The organism is Pseudophaeobacter flagellatus, from assembly GCF_021228235.1.
Classification (GTDB): Bacteria; Pseudomonadota; Alphaproteobacteria; order Rhodobacterales; family Rhodobacteraceae; genus Pseudophaeobacter; species Pseudophaeobacter flagellatus.
Map to the genome: position 1 here is coordinate 227,019 of NZ_JAJQRG010000001.1, position 19,273 is coordinate 246,291.

The window sequence follows — 19,273 nt, forward strand, 5'->3', positions numbered from 1 at the left end:
ACAGGGGCAGGGCCTGTGTTAGGGGCGCGATCATCAGGTGACGGCCGCGCGGATTTTGTATTCAGGCGCATCCCACAGGCGGTTGTTCATCACATCGGCAATGATGGCGATGGCTGCATCGACATCCCCCTCGTCGATATACAGCGGGGTAAAGCCAAAGCGCATGATATCGGGGGCGCGGAAATCGCCAATCACGCCGCGTGCGATCACCGCCTGCATTGCCGCATAGCCATGCTCAAATGCAAAAGAGACCTGGCTGCCGCGACCAGCGCCATCGCGCGGCGAGGCCAGCGCCAGCTCGGGGCAGCTGGCCTCGATCCCAGCGATAAAGCGATCACACAGCGCAATGGAGCGCGCCCGCAGCGCCTGCATGTCGACCTGATCCCAGATATCCATAGAGGCATCAAGCGCCGCCAGCTGTATCATCGGCGGGGTGCCAACGCGCATGCGTTCAATGCCAGTGCCGGGACGGTAGTCAAGATCGAAGGCAAAAGGTGCCTCATGTCCCAGCCAGCCCGATAGGGCGGGGCGGGCCTTGTCCACATGACGCGGAGCCACATAGATGAAGGCGGGGCCACCGGGGCCAGAGTTGAGGTATTTATAGGAACAGCCCACAGCAAAATCTGCCTTGCACCCGGCAAGATCCACCGGCAGCGCGCCTGCCGAATGGGCCAGATCCCACACTGTCACCACGCCCTGTGCATGGGCCTTTGCGGTCAGCGCCTTCATGTCGTGCTTGCGCCCCGAGCGGTAGTCCACTTCGGTCAGCATCAAAACAGCCAGGTCATCGGTGATATTGTCGGCCACCTCTTCCGGCGGCACCACACGCAATTCATAGTCATCGCCCAGCGATTTCAGCAGCCCCTGCACGATATAGAGATCCGAGGGGAAGTTGCCACTGTCCGACAGTACCACCCGGCGGCCGGGGTTCAGTTCCAGCGCCGAGGCGACGGCCTGATAGACCTTGATTGACAGGGTATCGCCCATCATCACATGACCCGCTTCAGCCCCGATCAGCCGTCCGATGCGATCACCGATGGAATTAGGCTGCTGCATCCAGCCCGCCTTGTTCCAGCCGGTGATCAGCAGCTTGCCCCATTCGTCCTCGATCATCGAGGCGACGCGGTCTTTGGTTGCCTTTGGCAGCGGGCCCAGAGAGTTCCCATCAAGGTAGATCACCCCTTCGGGCAGATCGAACATTTTTTTGGTGGCGGCAAAATCGGTCATCGGAAACCCCGGGGCTGATATTAATGCTTCAAGCTTAAAGCTTTTATATTTCGTATCCGATCAAAATGAGACTGTCCAGTGCCCAGATACTAGGGGTCGTTCTGTAGTCTGGCAGGCTGCGGGTCCGGAATTCCCAGCTCGGCGCGTTTGCGTTTTGACAGGCCGACCGTCACCAGCTGATAGGATAGGGCAATGCAGTCGCGCAGCTCGGCCTCGCTCAGCCCGTTTTCATCAAACTGCTGCAGCCACTTCATCCCGCGCGAGGCCAGATAGGGCGCGGGGCGAACGCCGGGGCGCGCTTGCAGGACCTCATAGGCAATCTCGCCGGCTTTGAAGGTGAAGGCATCGCGCCCATCAGCCCAGCCGCAGACGGCAAAAAGCTTGCCGCCTGCTTTCCAGACATCGGAATTGCCCCATTGAACCACATGTTCAGCGGCCGGAAAGGTTGCGCAGAATCGATTGAATTCTGCGCGGTTCATCAGGTCTGCCCACCGGCAATCTCGATGGTCTGGCCGTTGATTGACTGCGATCCGGGACCACAGAGCCACAGAGCCGCCGCCGAGACTTCCTCTGGTTCAATCAGGCGCTGGTGGCGGTTGGCATTGACCATGACCTTCAGGGCTTCTTCTTCGCTGATGCCGGCGCGGGTGGCGATAGAGCTGATATTGCGGTCCACGATCGGGGTGTCGACATAGCCGGGGCAGAGCGCGTTGGCGGTGATCTGGCTGCCCATGTAATCTTCGCTTAGGGCGCGGGTCAGACCGATCATGCCATGTTTGCTGGCGCTGTAGCAGGCACCGCCTTTCAGGCCGCGCAGCCCGGCAATAGAGGCCACGGTGATGATGCGGCCCCAGTCGGTCTGGTGCATGGATTTCAGGCATTCACGTATGGTCAGAAAGGCACCGTCGAGATTGGTCGACATCATGTTGCGCCAAAACGCGAGCGATGTCTTGTGCAGCGACTTGCCCTCTGCGACACCGGCATTGGCGACACAAATTTGAATGGGGCCGCGGGCGTCGACGGCTGCGGCGACCTTGGCGATGATGTCATCCTCGTCGCGCACATCCATGGCCATGGGGTGCAGGCCTTTAGTGGCGACCTCTTCCAACACCTCTTGGCGACGTCCGGTGATGGTGACCTGGGCGCCTTGGGCGGCAAGGGCCTTGGCGATGGCCAGCCCGATACCAGTGCCACCGCCTGTGACCAACGCGTGTTTTCCGTTCAGATCCATATTGTTCTCCTCCTGTTTGGGGCAGGTTATCGGGGGAGTCTGGGTACGCAAGTGCGCCGTTCCGTCAAAGTGCGGATCTGCCTTTGTTGGGGCGGGGATTTTGGCATTTACAATCATATTCATAAGTGTGAATAATTTGAGTGTATCAGGTTAAACCCTTGGGAGGTCCTTTATGAAAACACCGTTGCTTGCGGCGCTGGCCGTTGCCAGCCTGGCCAGTTCGGTTCTGGCCAGCGAAAATATCGCGGATCAATACCCGCAGTCAGAGCTTTACTCCAAACCGGTTGAGGTCATCCCGCATGTGTTTTCGGCCATCGGTGCCACTGCACCACCCGGGTATGACAATGCAGGCCATAACAACAACCTCTCCTTTATTGTGACCAGCGAAGGTGTTGTGGTGATCAATGCCGGGGCCTCGGATGCGCTGGCGGCGGCGCTGCATGCCGAGATCAAGGCGCAGACGGATCAGCCGGTGGTGCTGGTCATCAATGAAAATGGCCAAGGCCATGCGATGCTGGGCAATGGCTATTGGCGCGATCTGGGGGTTGATGTTCTGGCCCATGCCGATGCGATTGCCGAGGTGCAGAAAAACGGCGATTTCATCTTGCAGGGCATGCAGTCCTACAACGGCGATCGCGCGGGCGACACCCGGGTAGAGCCTGCGAACCTAAGCTTTAGTGACAGCTATGAGATCACCCTTGGCGGGGTTGATATCCAGGTGCTGCATCTTGGTCCGGCCCATGATCCGGGGGACACCCAGGTCTGGATCCCGCAGTGGCAGATCATGATTGCCGGCGATATTGCCTTTCATGAACGTATGCTGCCGATCTTTCCTCATACCTGCACCAGCTGCTGGATGGAAACCTGGGTCGACAAGCTGGAACCTATGGCGCCGACCTATATGATCCCGGGCCATGGCCACCCAACCAACCTGGCGCAGTTGCGGCGCTATACCTATGACTATCTGGCTGATCTACGAGCGAAAGTTGGCGCGCATATCGACGAGGGTGGCGATCTGGCGGGCGCCTATTATGTTGACCAAGAGGCCTGGCGCGGGCTGGATACCTTTGACGAACTGGCAACAAAAAATGCGGGCCGTGTCTTTGAAGAAATGGAATGGGAATAGTGAGGTTTTGCCGCGATACAGGGACATAAGGCCCGCCGGTCGCGTGAAGATGCCGCCAGCCGGGAACGGCGTTGTGATATCGCCCCAAAAATCGGCAACCTGTTCTTTTATTGTGTCAGCCCAAGGCGAAATGCTGGACCTTCCCGCGCGATACGGGGAGGGTGGCGGCAAAGTTATCGTTAATCTAGCGGGCCTTGCCCCTCTTCGAAAGAGGATGAAATGAAGTTGATTGATCTGCCGCCAGTCTGGCTGGGTGCCGGTATCGCCTTGGCTTGGGGGCAGGCGCGGTTTTTGCCCATGGGGCTCGGCTTTGGGCCGGTCCTGGCGGATCTGCTGGGCGGGCTCTTGGTTGGTGGCGGATTGGTGTTGATGGTCTTGGCCGTGGTGGAACTGCGCCGCCAGAAAACCACGGTGCTGCCCCATGCGACCCCTGCCAAGCTGGTGCAATCGGGGATTTTCAGCCGCACTCGGAACCCGATTTACCTGGGCGATGTGATGGTGCTGGCAGGGCTTATCCTCTACTTTGATGCGGTGCTGGCGCTGCCCTTGATCCCGGTGCTGACCTGGATCCTGGAAAAACGCTTTATCCTGCCAGAAGAAAACAGAATGCGCCGCGCCTTTCGCGCCGATTGGGCGCGCTACGAGCAAAAGGTCCGGCGCTGGGTATGATCCGGGTCGCGGTCGGGCGATTTGCAGGTCAGGCAAGGGCGAACATTCCGGCCAGGTCTCGCGGTGAATTATCTGGGCGGGTTGAAGAATCCGTGCCACTTTCGTTGAGTGGTGCAGAAATGCGGCAGCGCGGCAGCGATATGCGGCGTCGCGGCGTAACGGTTGCGCAAATATATTGCGCAGGATAGTCATTATTTTTTCGATCCGTACTCAGCAAGTGCCGAGACGGGCAGGACGAGGGGGACCGTAAAGGTGAAAATTGGAACACCCAAAGAGGTGATCAACGGCGAGGCGCGGGTTGCGATGACGCCAGACTCTGCGCGTCAGCTGCAGAAACTAGGCTACGACTGTGCCATCGAAAGCGGCGCGGGGCTACTGGCAGGATTCAGCGATGAAACCTATGCCGAGGCTGGTGTCGAAATCATCAAAACCGCCGCCGGCTTGTGGAAAACTGCTGACATCATTGCCAAGGTGCGCCAGCCAAACGAGGTTGAGCTGAAGCGGCTGAACTCAAAAAAGACGCTGATTTCCTTCTTTAACCCAGGCGGCAATGAAGAGGGTCTGGAACAGGCCAAATCCAAGGGCGCCAGCGTTGTCGCCATGGAAATGGTGCCGCGTATCAGCCGGGCACAAAAGATGGACGCGCTGTCGTCGATGGCCAATATCGCGGGCTATCGCGCCGTGATCGAGGCAGGCAACAACTTTGGTCGCTTCTTCACCGGTCAGATCACGGCGGCGGGCAAGGTGCCCCCAGCCAAGGTTCTGGTGGTGGGTGCCGGTGTTGCCGGTCTGGCCGCCATTGGCACCTCGACCAGCCTCGGCGCGATTACCCTGGCCTTTGACGTGCGCCCCGAAGTGGCCGAGCAGGTCGAAAGCATGGGGGCCGAATTTGTTTATCTCGATTTCGAAGAAGACCAGGCGGATGGTGCTTCTTCCGGCGGTTATGCCTCGGTTTCCAGCCCCGAATTCCGCGAGGCCCAGCTGGCCAAGTTCCTGGAACTGGCGCCAGAGGTCGATATCGTCATCACCACCGCGTTGATCCCCAACCGCGAAGCGCCAGAGCTGTGGACCGAAGAGATGGTCGCGGCGATGAAGCCTGGTTCGGTCATCGTTGACCTTGCTGCGGAAAAGGGCGGCAACTGCAAGCTCACCGTGATGGACGAAAAGATCGTCACAGAAAATGGCGTGACCATCATCGGCTATACCGACTTCCCCAGTCGGATGGCGGCGCAGTCTTCGACGCTTTATGCCACCAATATCCGCCATATGATGACAGATCTGACGCCTGAAAAGGACGGGCAGATCAATCACAACATGGAGGATGACGTCATTCGCGGTGCCACCGTCACCTATGCCGGCGAAATCACCTTCCCACCGCCGCCGCCCAAGGTGCAGGCGATTGCCGCCAAGCCCAAAGAGGTAGCACCAGAGCTGACGCCAGAACAAAAGCGTGCCGAAGAAGTGGCCGCCTTCAAGGCGCAGACCAAAAACCAGGTGACCCTGCTGGCCGTTGGCGGGGCTTTGCTGCTTGCGGTTGGTCTGGTCGCGCCTGCCTCCTTCATGCAGCACTTTATCGTCTTTGTGCTGTCGGTCTTTATTGGCTTCCAGGTGATCTGGGGGGTGGCGCACAGCTTGCACACGCCGCTGATGGCTGTGACCAATGCAATTTCCTCGATCATCATTTTGGGGGCCCTGATGCAGATCGGTTCGGGTAGCTTCCTAGTGATCCTGCTGGCAGCCCTGTCGGTTTTTATGGCTGGTATCAACATCTTTGGTGGCTTCCTCGTCACCCGGCGCATGCTTGCCATGTTCCAGAAATCTTAAGGAGGTTACAGAGATGGAATATGGATTTACCACTGCCGCCTATGTGGTTGCGGCTGTTCTCTTTATCCTCAGCCTCGGCGGGCTGTCGGGCCAGGAAAGCGCCAAGCGCGCGGTCTGGTATGGCATTGCCGGTATGGCGCTGGCTGTCTTTGCAACGCTTGTCGGGCCGGGCTCCGGGCTGTGGTTGCTGTCGATTCTGTTGATCGCAGGCGGCGGGGTCATCGGCTACCAGTTGGCAACACGGGTGCAGATGACCCAGATGCCCGAACTCGTTGCGGCGATGCACTCTCTGGTTGGCCTGGCAGCGGTTTTTGTGGGCGTGATCGCCCATATCGAACTGGGCCGCGTCATGGCCATGGATGCCGAACAAAAACAGGCGCTGGACGGCTTTGCCAAGCTCTTGGCCAAGAAAGACAGCGTCGAAGTGGCCATCCTGAGGATTGAGCTCTTCCTCGGCATCTTCATTGGCGCGGTGACCTTCACCGGGTCGGTTGTGGCCTATGGCAAACTGGCAGGTCGGGTGACCTCTGCTGCGGTCAAACTGCCGGGTGGTCATATGCTGAACGCGGGCGCAGCTGCGATTTCTCTGATTGCACTGATCTGGTACTTCAACACAGGTGGCGTTGTCCCACTGTTGCTGATGACACTGGCGGCATTGTTCATCGGCTACCATCTGATCATGGGTATCGGCGGTGCCGATATGCCGGTGGTTGTCTCCATGCTGAACAGCTACTCTGGTTGGGCGGCTGCGGCGATTGGTTTCAGCCTTGGCAATGACCTGCTGATCGTGGTCGGCGCGCTTGTCGGCTCCTCTGGTGCCATCCTCAGCTACATCATGTGTAAGGCGATGAACCGCTCGTTCATCAGCGTTATCCTTGGCGGTTTTGGTGGCAGCACCGGTCCCGCGATGGAGGTCGAGGGCGAGCAGGTGGCCATTGATGCCGATGGCGTTGCAACCGCACTGGAAGAAGCTGACAGTGTCATCATCATCCCCGGCTACGGCATGGCGGTGGCGCAGGCGCAGCAGAATGTGGCCGAACTGACCCGGCGCCTGCGTGCCAAAGGCAAAACCGTGCGCTTTGCCATCCACCCGGTTGCCGGTCGTCTGCCCGGTCACATGAACGTGCTGCTGGCTGAAGCCAAAGTGCCCTATGACATCGTCATGGAGATGGATGAAATCAACGAGGACTTTCTCGAAACCGATGTGGCAATCGTCATTGGCTCCAATGACATCGTCAACCCGGCGGCGCAGGAAGATCCCAATTCTCCCATCGCTGGGATGCCGGTTCTGGAATGCTGGAAAGCAAAACAGGTCTTCGTCTCCAAACGGGGTCAGGGCACTGGCTACTCCGGTATCGAGAACCCACTGTTCTTCAAAGAGAATACCCGGATGTTCTACGGCGATGCCAAGGCCTCCTTGGATCAACTCCTTGGCTTGATCCAGTAGGGATAACACCTGGTTTCACCCTGAATAGGCGCGGCGGAGAAATCCGACGCGCCTTCTTCTTTTCTGCTCCAGATTGGAGTGCCCGCCATGGTTTCATTTGGCAATAAATATCCCGGGGGAGGCCGTAGGCCGGGGGCAGAGCCCCCTCAAATGACAGCTGGTTTCCTGTGGTGACGGGTGCGCTGTATACCATTGTACCCCGGTAACATATTGAAATAAAAGAATTCTGTACAGGTTCTTTCGCGGTCGCTATGGTCTCGGCAGTTAATGGAGACCCCGTTTCATGCCCCCGATCCAAGACCACCCACTGCGCTATGAACTGGCGAATGAGTTGCACGCGCGTCCCTTTCCGGCGATGCAAAGTCCCAGCACGGTGATCTACCTTGCGGTAAAGCAGCCGCGTCAGGCGGTGCACCGGGATCGTGGGCTTGATATGGCGCATCTGACGGCGTTGCTAGATCGGCACGGTGCGGCGCATCCAAAGCCGGGTGCCACCCATCATTCCGCACAGCTGGGGCGCCATGCGCTGAAGTGGGAACAGCACACCGAATTCGTCAGCTATACACTCTATGGCGATGGGGTCAGCGCCCGTGCCTTTGACCCGGCGGATTTTGATGTTTTTCCCAAGGACTGGCTAGAACAGCTACCGGGGCAGCGGGTGACCTCGCTGATGATCCGGGTGTTGCCCCGGCCGCAGGATAGCGAAATCAAGACCGCCCTGCAGGATTGGTTCGTACCCGAGAGCCTGGCCGTGGCCGAGGTGCTGGAAGACAGCGCGGTGATCGCGGGTGATTTTCGCATTGATCCGGCTGGACATATGCGGTTTGCGCTTTTTGCCAATGGCACGACGGGGGCACAGCGCATCGGCCGTCTGGTGCAGCGTGTCTGCGAGATAGAAACCTACCGGGCGATGTCGATGCTGGGGTTTTCCCGTTCCCGTAGCCTTGCGCCGCCGATTGCGCGCTTGGATAGCAACCTCAGCGGCATGATGGCTGAGATGGCTTCTGACACTGCACCACCGGAACAGACGCTGACGCAGCTCTTGACGGTTTCGGCAGAATTGGAAGCGATGGCGGCACAGTGTGAATTTCGCTTCGGGGCCACGGGTGCCTATGAGGCGCTGGTCAATCAACGCATCGGCCTGTTGCGAGAGCAGCGCCATGGCGGGTTTCAGCTTTTTGCAGAGTTCATGCTGCGCCGCTACGAGCCTGCCATGCGTACGGTGAAATCCACCGAGAAGCGCATCGCCAGGCTGGCAGATAGGGCCCGTCGCGGAGGCGAGTTGCTGCGGACTCGGGTCGATGTAGAGCGCAGCGGCCAGAATCAGGCGCTGTTGGCCAGCATGGATCGGCGCGCCGATCAGGCGCTCCAGCTGCAACATACGGTCGAAGGGCTCTCGGTGGTGGCGATCAGCTACTATGCGGTCTCGCTGGCGGCCTATCTGGCCTATCCCCTTGCCCTGGCGCTGGGGCTGAGCAAGGGGATGATGACAGCTATGATCACGCTGCCTGTTGTGGGCCTGGTGTGGCTTGGGGTGCGGCGGGTGAAGAAGCGGCTTCACTAGAATCATCGGCGCGCTGCGCCTTTTGCAGCAGATGGTGGCTGGTGACGCCGCCCAGGGCAATGGCACCCAGGGCCATCGGCGCGGCGAGGCCAAGGGTGGAAATCCCAGCCAACCCGGCCCCAAGGGTGCAGCCCCCCGCCAGAACCCCGCCAAAGCCCATCAGTACGGCCCCCAGCAGGTAGCGCAGGGTCTGGTGCGGGCTGTCAAAGCTTTGCCAGGTGAAATCCCCCCGCAGCAAAGCGACGAGCAGGGCACCGATCAGCACACCGCCCACCAGGCCGGGGCCAAAGCTCGCAGGCACGGCACTTGCGGCGACCGTGTAGAGCAGGGCTTCGGACATTGGCGCGGTGAAAGACAGGCTCTCCATCGGGATCGGGTCGAATTCATCATAGAGCAAAAAGCCGGTTGTGACCCAGGCCAGAGGCACCAGCGCACCTATCATGGCCCCACCGAGGAGGGCGAGGCTAGAGTTTTGCGATCGCAGCGCCAGCCAGAGCGTCGGCAGGGCGATAAGGGCGCTCCACAACAGCGCACCGCCGGGCAGGGAGGCTAGGCTCGCATAGTCGCCCAGCTGCAGGGTCACCCCGCCCAGGCCTGTGCGCAGCGGTGCCAACACGCCCTTCAGCGTCGCATGGGCGGTGATGGCAAAGACGACAAGGCAAAGCAGGGCCCGCAGATTGCCAGTACCACTCAGCACGGTCAGGCGCGAAATGCAGCCGCGTGTCAGTACCATGCCCAGACCAAACATCACCCCGCCCAGAACGATGGCGACAATCGGCAGCTCTGCTGCCCAGAGCCGGTGATCGTCAAAGCTGATCCAGCCCTGTGCAACCGCCGCCTGGGTGCCTAGCACGGAAACCGCCAGTGCCAGTGCCCAGATCCCGGAAGCCTGGCGACGATCCTCGCCAACCAGGGCGCGACGAAAGCAAAACCGGGTCAGCTGTGCCAGGCCGCCAAAGCCTAGGCCAAGCAGAATGGCAAAATATACTGATACCGCGCGCGGTCCGGTCTCTTCAAAGCCGAGGGTCTCGAACATGGGTCTCTCCCGATAGTGTGGAGCTGAACTGGAATGATTTTCCGAAATGAGGCCAAATGCGCCCCAGGACAAGGGGGACAGCGGCGCATTCATCAGAATAGGCAGGAGAGACGTTCTGTTAATGGTGATTTCGGCAGGACCCTGTCCCGCAAAGTCCGGCGCGATAAAATAAATATCGGCCGCCCCAGGGGACGGCCGATATTTATTTTCTTATTTGAATATGTCTCAGCGATTGCTGCCGCAAAGGCCTTGCTGCCCGCCGATCTTAGCGGCCGCGAATCCGTGGATCCAGCGCGTCACGCAGCCCGTCGCCTAGGTAGTTCACGCTCAGCACTGTCAGCGAAATCGCGATGCCGGGCCAGAACACCCGCTCGGGATGCTGTTGCAGATAGTCGGTGGCATCAAACAGCAGCCGTCCCCAGGTCGGGAAATCCGGTGGAAAGCCAAGGCCCAGGAACGAAAGCGAGCTTTCAGTGATGATCGCGGTGGCGATGCCCAGGGTGGCCGAGACCATGATGGGTGACAACACATTGGGCAGGATATGCCGGGTGATCAGCTTGTTGTCTGCGGTGCCGATGGAGCGGGCCGCCAGCACGAACTCACGTTCCTTGATGGCCAGCACATCGCCGCGCACGATTCGCGCAGTGGGCATCCAGGAGGTGATGCCAATGGCGCAGACGATCAGGATGAAAATGCCCTGCTCAGGCCCAAAGGCCGCATTCAGTGGCTCTCGGAACAAAAGCATCATCACCAGCAGCAGCGGCAGGAGGGGCAGCGCCAGAAACAGATCGGTGAGCCGCATCAAAGGCCCATCAAGCCGTTTGAAAAAGCCCGCGACAACGCCGATGAAGGAGCCGAGAAACAACGCCAGCATCATCGCCGTCAGCCCAACAGAGACCGAGGTAGAGCCCCCGGCCATCATCCGCGCCAGCATATCGCGGCCTAGCTGGTCGGTGCCAAAGGGATGCGCCCAGCTGGGCCCCTGGTTGCGCGCCCGGATGTCGATATGGGTTGCGTCGATATCCCAGAAGAACGGCCCCAGATAAACCGTGGCGACGATCAGCAGGAACAAAATCCCGCCCATCAGGGCGCCGCGGTGCGATTTGAACTGGTCCCAGACATCCAGCCACTGGCTGCGCGGTGGTTTGCTGGGGATCGGATTGCTCAGCTCAGTCATAGCGGATCCTCGGGTCTAGAATGCCATAGAGCACATCAGCGATCAGGTTGAACAGCACGATGAGCACGGCAAAGATAAAGGTAAGCGTCTGCACCATCGGCAGGTCATTGGCCTGGATCGCACCAATCAGCAGCTGGCCGATGCCATTCACCTTGAACACCTGTTCGGTGATGATGGCGCCGCCAAAGATCGCCGGGATGCCCAGGGCAATCACCGTGACCACCGGGATCATCGAATTGCGCAGCACATGCACCATGACCACGACATATTCGCTCAGCCCCTTGGCGCGGGCGGTGCGCACATAGTCTTGGTTCAGGTTGTCCAGCATCGAGGCCCGCATAAAGCGGCTGAGCTGGGCAGTGATCTGCAGCGCCAGCACCATGACCGGCATGATCATCTGTTGCAGTTGATAGACAAAACTGTCCCAGCTATTCACCACATGTGTGGTGTCATAGATCGAAGGGAACCAGCCCAGTTGCACCGAAAAGATCACGATGACCAGCACACCCGAAAAGAAGGGCGGTACCGAAAAGCCAACCATTGATATGAAGGTCCCCAGCTGATCGAACCAGCTATACTGGCGATAGGCCGAATAGATGCCAATGGGCAGGGCGATGAAGATGGCGACCACATAGGCGGTGCCGACAACCCATAGGGTCTGTGGCATCCGCTGGATTACGATGTCCATCACTGGCGAACGGGTCTGCCAGGAAATCACCCGCAGATCCCCCTGCGAGAAGGTGGTGCCAAAATAGTGGTCAATCATCACCTGGGGTTCGATCCAGAAGAATTGCACCAGCCATTTCCAGAACCGGATCGGGGCGGGTTGGCCAAGGCCCAGGGCCTCGCGCATTTTTTCTTTGACTTCGGGGGGAACTGTGAGAGGAACCTGCGCCATGGGGTCGCCAGGGGCGAGTTCGAGCAGCAGGAAAATCACGAGACTGATGAACAGCAATGTCGGAATCGACAGGACCAGTCGCCTGATTGTAAAGGTCAGCATAGAGCGTGCGCCTTTTGCAATGTGTTATTGTTGATCCGGAAAGGGCGCGCAGCCCTTGGGGTGCGGCCTGTCCAGCGTGTCCGCGATAGAACGGAACGTGGCGCGGATGGCAAGAGGCCCCGATGAAATCACCGGGGCCCCGTTTCTACAAGATCCGCTTATTTGATGCGGTACCAGTCAGCGGCATTCCAAAGTTCGCTGTCCCAGACGTTGAGCTTAACGCCACCCAGGCTAGTGGCATGGGCCGAAAGACGACCACGGTGAACCAGTGGGATCATACCTCCGTTGGTTACAATGATGTCGTTTAGGCGCTTGGAGATTTCAGCACGTGCTTCGGCACCAGCTGTTTTTGCCAGCTCCGCATGCAGGGCGTCATACTCTTCATTGCAGAAACGCGAGATGTTCTCACCCTGCCACTGGCTTGCTGGCGAAGGTGCCTTGTCGCACAGACCGTTGGCCAGGTAGGACTGGGGGTCGGTACCGTTGAAGGTATTGGCATACATTTCAACATCGGCATAGAACTTCTGGAAGGTGTCGGGCGAGCCGGGATCACCACCAAAGAACACGGAACCGCTGAGGTTACGCAGCTCGGATTCGATACCAATTTCGCTCCACCACTGTTTGATCAGAGCCTGGAAATCCTGACGCACGGCATTGGTCGAGGTCTGGTACAGGATCTTCATCGGAACACCCGATGGGGTTTCGCGGACGCCGTCACCATCGGTGTCTTTGTAGCCCGCTTCCTCCAGCATCGCGTTTGCGGCTGCAATGTCCTGCTTGTCGCAGGTCATGGTGTCAGAGTTCACAGCAGCAGGGGCCGGGACCCAGTTGCAGGTGACTTTACCCGCTTTGCCATAGCCGATTTCAACCAGCAAAGGACGGTCGATCGCCAGCGACATCGCGTTGTAAACGGCCGGGTCGCCCAAGAAGGGGTGCGGGCGGATCACCGAACGTTCATCAGGCCCAAGCGCCGGATCGGGGTTGGTGTTGTTCAGCATGATGCGTTCAACCAGCGGGCCAAAGCCAGCGACGGGCGTGCCCTTGCCGGCGGCTTCCATCCGGGCCACGACTTCGGGGGCCAGCTGCAGGTTCCAGGCATAGTCGAATTCGCCGGTTTCCATCACCGCACGACCAGCTGCGGTTGCATCACCGCCGCCTTTGAACAGGACCTTGGCAAAGGCAGGCTTGGCCGGGTCGCGGAAGTTGGGGTTGGCCGACAGGGTGATCACATCGTTGGGCTTGAATTCATCCACAACAAAGGGGCCGGTGCCCAGTGGCGCAAAGTTGGCCTCGGTGCATTCGGGGGCCTTGGCACCCATGCAATCCGCAAACTGAGCGGCCTGAATGATGGGGCTCTCGCCGCCAACAAAGGGGCCATAGGGAAAGGGCGTTGGCTGGGCAAAGGTGACCTTGACTGTCAGATCATCCAGCGCTTCAACCGAACTCACACCTTCGAATTTGGTGACCTGGGCGCAGCCACCTTCGGGATCCATGCAGTAGTCTGCGGTGAATTTCACGTCTTTCGAGGTGAATGGCGTGCCATCGGACCATTTAATGCCGGGGGAAATTTTCCAGGTGATGGTGGTCAGGTCTTCGCTGACGCCGCCATTTTCCACGGAGGGAACTTCGGATGCCAGGAAAGGCACCATTTCGCCAACTTCATTGTAGCGGGCCAGAGGTTCGATCACCAGCGAGGCGGCCTCGACGTCTTTGGTCCCACCGGACAGAAAGGGGTTCATGATCGAAGGGGCCTGCCAGTAAATAATATTTACTTGGCCATCGGCGCCACGCTCGGCAAAAGCTGCCGGAGCGACGGCTGCCGAAGCGATGGCACCCATCAAAAGGGTTTTGAGTTTCATTACACTCTCCTTGTCGAACACGTTACGTGTCTTTTTGTGCCAGGCAACCAGGGCCTGGCTTGTTGCCGCAAAGCTGCGGATACGATGTCGCTCTACCTCATATTGCACGGAACAATTTGAAAAACAGTCGCTTTTCAAATCACGGGGTCTATGCTGACCCGTCAAGATGGGCAGATACTGGGCGTATCGAAACAGAGTTTGAGGAAAATGCAAGCCTTACCAGAGGATTTTTCCGGCAAGGCTTTCCATTCGAGATTATTAAAGGCAGATTTGACGACAGGACCAAGATCGACGTAGATTTCGGCCAGGCCCGAAACCGGGCCGCATAACATAATAAATACAGGGGGGCGCCAGGTGCTTGATCAACCTATTGCGCAAATCAAAGGCCTGCGGGTTGAATTTCAAACCAAGGATGGCCCGGTTGTTGGCGTCGAGAATGTTTCCTTTGATGTGAACCCCGGAGAGACCGTCTGCGTCGTGGGCGAGTCGGGGTCGGGAAAATCCGTCTCCTCGCTGTCACTGATGCGTCTGGTGGAATTTGGCGGCGGAGAGATCTCTAGCGGGGCGCTGATGTTTGATCGCCGCGACGGTGGCATGATGGATCTGGCCCAGGCCTCTAGTGAGGTGATGAAGGATATCCGGGGCAACGAAATCGGGATGATTTTTCAAGAGCCGATGACGGCGCTGAATCCGGTGTTCACCGTTGGTCGCCAGCTCACCGAAGGGCTGCGGGTGCACAAGAATATGTCACAACCCCAGGCCGAAGAACGCGCCCTGGAGTTGCTGCGCGAGGTTCGAATCCCCGAGCCAGAACGCCGCCTTAAGCAATATCCGCATGAATTGTCGGGCGGCATGCGCCAGCGCGTGGTGATCGCCATGGCCATGGCCTGCGAACCGCGCCTGCTGATCGCGGATGAGCCGACAACCGCGCTGGATGTGACCATTCAGGCCGAGATCCTGGCGCTGATGGATCGGCTAAAACGTGACACCGGCACCGCTGTCATGTTCATTACCCATGACATGGCCGTGGTGGCGCAGATGGCGGACCGCGTCGTCGTCATGTTCCGCGGCAACAAGGTCGAAGAGGGCACCGTCGAAGAGATCTTTGAAAACCCGCAGCACGATTACACCAAGGCGCTTTTGGCAGCGGTGCCGAAGCTGGGGGAAATGCAGGGCAAGGCCTATCCTGAACCGATGAAGCTGATGGGCGTCGACAATCAGAAGATTGCCCCGATCAAGGGCACCGATGAGGTGCTGTTGAATGTTGAAAACCTGACCACGCGATTCGCTGTCAAAGGCGGCTTGCTGCGCCGGACCGTCGCAAATGTGCATGCGGTGGAAGATGTCTCTTTCAAGGTTTTCAAAGGACAGACCCTGTCGCTGGTGGGCGAATCGGGTTGCGGAAAATCCACGGCGGGGCGGTCGCTGTTGCGGCTGGTTGAACCGCTGTCGGGCAAGGTCGAGTTTGAGGGCCGCGATGTGCTGGGACTGAATCATTCGGAACTGCACAAGGCGCGGCTTGATATGCAGATGATCTTTCAGGATCCCTTTGCCTCTCTCAACCCGCAGATGCAGTTGCTGGATCAGGTGGCAGAACCCCTGCGCAACTATGGCCTGGCCTCTGGATCCGAGCTGCAGGATAGGGTTGCTAATCTGTTTGACCGGGTACAGCTGCCGCGCAGTTTCATGCGTCGCTATCCGCATGAAATGTCGGGCGGTCAGCGCCAGCGTATTGCCATTGCTCGCGCTCTGGCGCTGAATCCCAAACTCATTGTCGCCGATGAAGCCGTTTCGGCGCTGGATGTTTCTGTACAGGCGCAGGTGCTGAACCTGATGATGGAATTACAGGCGGATCTTGGCCTCTCCTTCCTGTTCATCAGCCATGACATGGCTGTGGTAGAGCGGGTCAGCCATCAGGTTGGGGTGATGTATCTGGGGCGTATCGTTGAACTGGGGCCACGGGCACGGGTGTTTGAAAACCCGCAGCATGCCTATACCCAGGCCTTGATGAAGGCGGTTCCCATTGCTGACCCGCATCGCCGCAAGAGCGAAAAAGATCTGAATTTCAAACCCATCCCATCGCCGATTCACGGGCTGGACTATAAGCCCGAGCCTTCGCAGTACCTGGAGGTCGAGCCAGGCCATTTTGTGCTGACCACCGATAGCGGGTACTGAGTGCATGGCGACTATTTTGACACCGCTGGAAATCATGCAGCATCTGGTCAGCTTTCCAACCGTTAGCCGTGACACCAACCTGCCGCTGGTCGATTGGGTGCAGGACTATCTGCAGGGGCAGGGCATCACCGCGCATCGCTGGGTGGATCCGGCTCAGCCCCATAAGGCGGCGCTCTTTGCTCATGTCGGCCCAGAGATCGAGGGCGCGGTCGTGCTGTCGGGGCATACTGATGTGGTGCCTGTGGATGGCCAGCCCTGGGATAGTGATCCGTTTACCGTGGTGGAACGCGACGGCAAATATTTTGGCCGGGGCACCTGCGACATGAAGGGCTTTGACGCCTTGGCGATCTGGGCATTGGTTGAGGCACATCACCGCGGCGTGAAACGTCCGCTACAACTGGGCTTGAGCTTTGACGAAGAGATCGGCTGCACCGGTGCGCCGCCGATGATCGAAGCCATGCAGCCGCTGCTGCCCAAGGGATCGGCGGTGATTGTTGGCGAACCCTCGATGATGCAAGCGGTCACAGGCCACAACGGGGCCTATGCTTACGACACGCATGTGATCGGCTTTGAGGTGCATTCCTCGCTGCTGCCCACTGGGGTCAGCGCCATAATGGAAGGCGCCAAGCTGATCGATTGGGCCAATCAGCGCAACGCGGAAAACCAGGCGCAAGAGCCGGGCGAGGTGCAGGCGCTGTTCAACCCGCCCTTTACCACCTGCCACGTCGGCACGATTGCGGGTGGCACGGCCAATAACATCACCGCCAAGGACTGTCATTTCATGATGGGCTTTCGGGTGGTTCCGGGCGAAAACGGCAAGGATTGGGAAAAGGCCTATCTGGCCGAGGTCAAAAAGGTCGAGGCCGGAATGCAGGCGATCCACCCCGAGGCGCGCATTGATGTGACCCAGGCTTTCCATGTGCCAGGATTGGTGCCCGAAGAGGCAGGCGAGGCCGAAACACTGGTGCGCAGCCTGACCGGTGATAACGCAACCCACGTGGTAACCTATGGAACCGAGGCCGGGCAATTCCAGGCAGCAGGCTATTCGGCGGTGATCTGTGGCCCCGGCGATATTGCCCAGGCGCATCAGCCCAATGAATATGTCACTGTGGCACAGTTCGAGGCAGGCCATGACTTTATGAAAAAGCTGGTCGCGCGGCTGGCGCAATAGCGGCGGATGAATCCTGTGCGGCCGGACATCTTCTTCTTTCCTCTTGGCACCGGCGAAAGGTAGCTATGCCCAATACCGAAAGCGACCTTTTGCAAGAGGTCTATCAAGACGTTGATTTTTCCGTGCTGATACAGATCGCCGGGCGGATGATTGCCCAGCACGTAGAGCTGATCGGCAAGGAATCCGGGCTCTCTGCTGGGCATCTCAGCGTTTTGGGGATGATTCTCCGCAAGCCGGGGCTGGTGCAGAATGTTTATGGGACAATCCTGGCCATCAATGACGCCACCCTGGGGCGCTATGTCGACAAACTGGAGGACCACGGGCTGGTCCTGCGGGGGCGCTGTGACGGGGATCGGCGCACCGTGCGCCTGACGCTGACGCAGCCTGGGCAGGATTACATTCTGACCGTCAAATCCCGTCTGGCACAGGTTCGCTCTGAGGTGACATGCGGACTGCAAGAGGATGATATTTCTCTTTTGCAGGAAAAACTTGTCGTCTTTCTGTCGGCGCAGGGGCGGGATCAGCAAGACCCGTAGACAAGCGTTTTTTATTTTCGTACCAATCATCTCAAGTGAGAGGAGTTGAGCCTGTGCCCATCAAGAATAGATTTGCCGAAATGCAGCAAGAGGTGACCTCCTGGCGGCGTCATCTGCATGAAAACCCCGAGCTGATGTATGAGCTGCATGAAACAGCGGCTTTTGTTCAGCAGCGTTTGCACGGCTTTGGAATCACCGATGTGACGCCGGGCATTGGCAAGACGGGTGTTGTGGCGGTGATCGAGGGTAAGACCAATACCTCGGGGCGGGTGATTGGCCTGCGCGCCGATATGGATGCCCTGCCAATTCACGAGGCTTCGGGGGTGGACTATGCGTCCAAAACGCCGGGGGTAATGCATGCCTGTGGCCATGATGGGCACACGGCAATCCTGCTGGGGGCAGCAAAATACCTTGCCGAGACCCGCAATTTCGACGGCAAGGTCGTTCTGATTTTTCAGCCCGCCGAAGAGGGGGGCGCAGGTGCGCTGGCCATGTGCCAGGATGGCCTGATGGAGCGTTGGGGCATTCAGGAAGTCTATGGGTTGCACAATATGCCGGGCAAGCCAGTTGGCGAATTTGCCATTCGTTCCGGGGCTTTGTTGGCCTCTTCGGATGAATTTGAGATCACTGTCACCGGCAAGGGGGGGCATGCCGCCGCGCCGCATGATGCCATCGACACCACCCTTGTGGCCGCGCAGATTGTTGTCTCGCTCAATGCGATCGTGTCGCGCAATGTAGACCCGGTGAAACGGGTGGTGCTGACGGTGGGGACCTTCGAAACCGATAGTACCGCGTCGAATGTGATTGCCCATACCGCCAAATTGCAGGGCACGGTGCGCACGCTGGATACCGAATACCGCGCCCAGGCGGAAGATTGGGTGCGCCGGGTCGCAACGAGCACGGCCGAAGCCTTTGGAGCCAGTGCCGAGGTGATCTGGTCACCGGGTTATCCGGTGACATTCAACACCGAAACCGAGACGGGCCATGCCATCGAGGCGGCGCGTGCTGTGGGGGTCGCTGTCGATGAGGATACATCGCCGATCATGCCGTCAGAGGATTTTTCCTATATGCTGGAAGAGCGCCCCGGCGCCTATATCTTCCTCGGCAATGGCGATACGCCAATGTGCCACCACCCGGCTTATGTCTTTGACGACGAGGCCATTCCGCTGGGCTGCAGCTGGTTTGCCGAACTGGTCGAACGACGTATGCCCGCTGCGTAACCTCAACAGGG

16 protein-coding genes are annotated in these 19,273 nt (G+C 59.0%); 9 read left to right on the forward strand and 7 right to left on the reverse strand.

Features of this window, described 5'->3' with window-relative positions; all coding sequences use genetic code 11:
- Positions 1-33: 33 nt before the first annotated feature.
- The 3 genes from kynU to LRK71_RS01045 form a co-directional block, all read right to left on the reverse strand.
- Positions 34-1,227, reverse strand: a complete 1,194-nt coding sequence (gene kynU, locus LRK71_RS01035) for a kynureninase (RefSeq protein WP_232400460.1) — start codon at positions 1,225-1,227, stop codon at positions 34-36.
- 89 nt (positions 1,228-1,316) lie between these two features.
- On the reverse strand, positions 1,317-1,706 hold the full coding sequence (locus LRK71_RS01040) for an MmcQ/YjbR family DNA-binding protein (protein ID WP_232400462.1): 390 nt from the start codon (positions 1,704-1,706) through the stop codon (positions 1,317-1,319).
- Complete coding sequence (locus tag LRK71_RS01045; RefSeq protein ID WP_232400464.1) at positions 1,706-2,458, reverse strand: SDR family NAD(P)-dependent oxidoreductase; 753 nt, start codon at positions 2,456-2,458, stop codon at positions 1,706-1,708. The genes LRK71_RS01040 and LRK71_RS01045 overlap by 1 nt, the downstream gene beginning before the upstream one ends.
- Before the next feature lie 172 nt (positions 2,459-2,630).
- Between LRK71_RS01045 and LRK71_RS01050 the strand changes: the two genes are divergently transcribed.
- The 5 genes from LRK71_RS01050 (at position 2,631) to LRK71_RS01070 (ending at position 9,088) form a co-directional block, all read left to right on the forward strand.
- Positions 2,631-3,584, forward strand: a complete 954-nt coding sequence (locus tag LRK71_RS01050; protein ID WP_232400465.1) for an MBL fold metallo-hydrolase — start codon at positions 2,631-2,633, stop codon at positions 3,582-3,584.
- Between the two features lie 219 nt (positions 3,585-3,803).
- Complete coding sequence (locus LRK71_RS01055; RefSeq protein WP_232400467.1) at positions 3,804-4,253, forward strand: methyltransferase family protein; 450 nt, start codon at positions 3,804-3,806, stop codon at positions 4,251-4,253.
- Between the two features lie 252 nt (positions 4,254-4,505).
- A complete protein-coding gene (locus tag LRK71_RS01060; protein ID WP_232400469.1) occupies positions 4,506-6,077 on the forward strand; it encodes a Re/Si-specific NAD(P)(+) transhydrogenase subunit alpha in 1,572 nt (523 codons plus the stop codon).
- A gap of 13 nt (positions 6,078-6,090) precedes the next feature.
- Entirely contained in the window at positions 6,091-7,524 is a 1,434-nt protein-coding gene (locus LRK71_RS01065; protein ID WP_232400471.1) for an NAD(P)(+) transhydrogenase (Re/Si-specific) subunit beta, read from the forward strand.
- 283 nt (positions 7,525-7,807) lie between these two features.
- On the forward strand, positions 7,808-9,088 hold the full coding sequence (locus tag LRK71_RS01070) for a DUF3422 family protein (protein ID WP_232400473.1): 1,281 nt from the start codon (positions 7,808-7,810) through the stop codon (positions 9,086-9,088).
- Here LRK71_RS01070 and LRK71_RS01075 read toward each other — a convergent pair.
- The 4 genes from LRK71_RS01075 to LRK71_RS01090 all read right to left on the reverse strand — a co-directional run bounded on the left by LRK71_RS01075 (position 9,024) and on the right by LRK71_RS01090 (position 14,160).
- On the reverse strand, positions 9,024-10,124 hold the full coding sequence (locus LRK71_RS01075; protein WP_232400475.1) for a YeeE/YedE family protein: 1,101 nt from the start codon (positions 10,122-10,124) through the stop codon (positions 9,024-9,026). The two genes, LRK71_RS01070 and LRK71_RS01075, sit on opposite strands and share 65 nt — an antisense overlap.
- Positions 10,125-10,389: 265 nt before the next feature.
- Positions 10,390-11,301 carry an ABC transporter permease gene (locus LRK71_RS01080; protein WP_232400476.1) on the reverse strand — a complete coding sequence of 304 codons (912 nt, stop codon included), beginning with the start codon at positions 11,299-11,301 and terminating at the stop codon, positions 10,390-10,392.
- On the reverse strand, positions 11,294-12,301 hold the full coding sequence (locus tag LRK71_RS01085) for an ABC transporter permease (protein ID WP_232400478.1): 1,008 nt from the start codon (positions 12,299-12,301) through the stop codon (positions 11,294-11,296). The genes LRK71_RS01080 and LRK71_RS01085 overlap by 8 nt, the downstream gene beginning before the upstream one ends.
- Before the next feature lie 158 nt (positions 12,302-12,459).
- Positions 12,460-14,160 carry a peptide ABC transporter substrate-binding protein gene (locus LRK71_RS01090; RefSeq protein ID WP_232400480.1) on the reverse strand — a complete coding sequence of 567 codons (1,701 nt, stop codon included), beginning with the start codon at positions 14,158-14,160 and terminating at the stop codon, positions 12,460-12,462.
- Between the two features lie 354 nt (positions 14,161-14,514).
- Here LRK71_RS01090 and LRK71_RS01095 point away from each other — a divergent pair, with 354 nt between their 5' ends.
- From LRK71_RS01095 to LRK71_RS01110, 4 genes are all read left to right on the forward strand, one after another.
- Complete coding sequence (locus LRK71_RS01095; protein ID WP_232400481.1) at positions 14,515-16,335, forward strand: ABC transporter ATP-binding protein; 1,821 nt, start codon at positions 14,515-14,517, stop codon at positions 16,333-16,335.
- Positions 16,336-16,339: 4 nt separating this feature from the next.
- Positions 16,340-17,506: an acetylornithine deacetylase gene (argE, locus tag LRK71_RS01100; RefSeq protein WP_232400482.1), complete on the forward strand. Its 1,167-nt coding sequence runs from the start codon at positions 16,340-16,342 to the stop codon at positions 17,504-17,506.
- Between the two features lie 65 nt (positions 17,507-17,571).
- Complete coding sequence (locus tag LRK71_RS01105; protein ID WP_232400483.1) at positions 17,572-18,042, forward strand: MarR family winged helix-turn-helix transcriptional regulator; 471 nt, start codon at positions 17,572-17,574, stop codon at positions 18,040-18,042.
- 53 nt (positions 18,043-18,095) lie between these two features.
- The gene (locus LRK71_RS01110; protein WP_232400484.1) at positions 18,096-19,262 is read left to right on the forward strand and encodes a M20 aminoacylase family protein; all 1,167 of its coding nucleotides are present in this window, start codon (positions 18,096-18,098) and stop codon (positions 19,260-19,262) included.
- Positions 19,263-19,273 lie beyond the last annotated feature (11 nt).

Bases quoted from the DNA above. Each gene is read 5' to 3' on its own strand.
- LRK71_RS01085 (WP_232400478.1), bottom strand. From the start codon at position 12,301: ATGCTGACCTTTACAATCAGGCGACTGGTCCTGTCGATTCCGACATTG.
- LRK71_RS01050 (WP_232400465.1), top strand. From the start codon at position 2,631: ATGAAAACACCGTTGCTTGCGGCGCTGGCCGTTGCCAGCCTGGCCAGT.
- argE (WP_232400482.1), top strand. From the start codon at position 16,340: ATGGCGACTATTTTGACACCGCTGGAAATCATGCAGCATCTGGTCAGC.
- LRK71_RS01065 (WP_232400471.1), top strand. From the start codon at position 6,091: ATGGAATATGGATTTACCACTGCCGCCTATGTGGTTGCGGCTGTTCTC.
- LRK71_RS01045 (WP_232400464.1), bottom strand. From the start codon at position 2,458: ATGGATCTGAACGGAAAACACGCGTTGGTCACAGGCGGTGGCACTGGT.
- LRK71_RS01075 (WP_232400475.1), bottom strand. From the start codon at position 10,124: ATGTTCGAGACCCTCGGCTTTGAAGAGACCGGACCGCGCGCGGTATCA.
- LRK71_RS01105 (WP_232400483.1), top strand. From the start codon at position 17,572: ATGCCCAATACCGAAAGCGACCTTTTGCAAGAGGTCTATCAAGACGTT.
- kynU (WP_232400460.1), bottom strand. From the start codon at position 1,227: ATGACCGATTTTGCCGCCACCAAAAAAATGTTCGATCTGCCCGAAGGG.
- LRK71_RS01040 (WP_232400462.1), bottom strand. From the start codon at position 1,706: ATGAACCGCGCAGAATTCAATCGATTCTGCGCAACCTTTCCGGCCGCT.
- LRK71_RS01055 (WP_232400467.1), top strand. From the start codon at position 3,804: ATGAAGTTGATTGATCTGCCGCCAGTCTGGCTGGGTGCCGGTATCGCC.
- LRK71_RS01080 (WP_232400476.1), bottom strand. From the start codon at position 11,301: ATGACTGAGCTGAGCAATCCGATCCCCAGCAAACCACCGCGCAGCCAG.
- LRK71_RS01070 (WP_232400473.1), top strand. From the start codon at position 7,808: ATGCCCCCGATCCAAGACCACCCACTGCGCTATGAACTGGCGAATGAG.
- LRK71_RS01090 (WP_232400480.1), bottom strand. From the start codon at position 14,160: ATGAAACTCAAAACCCTTTTGATGGGTGCCATCGCTTCGGCAGCCGTC.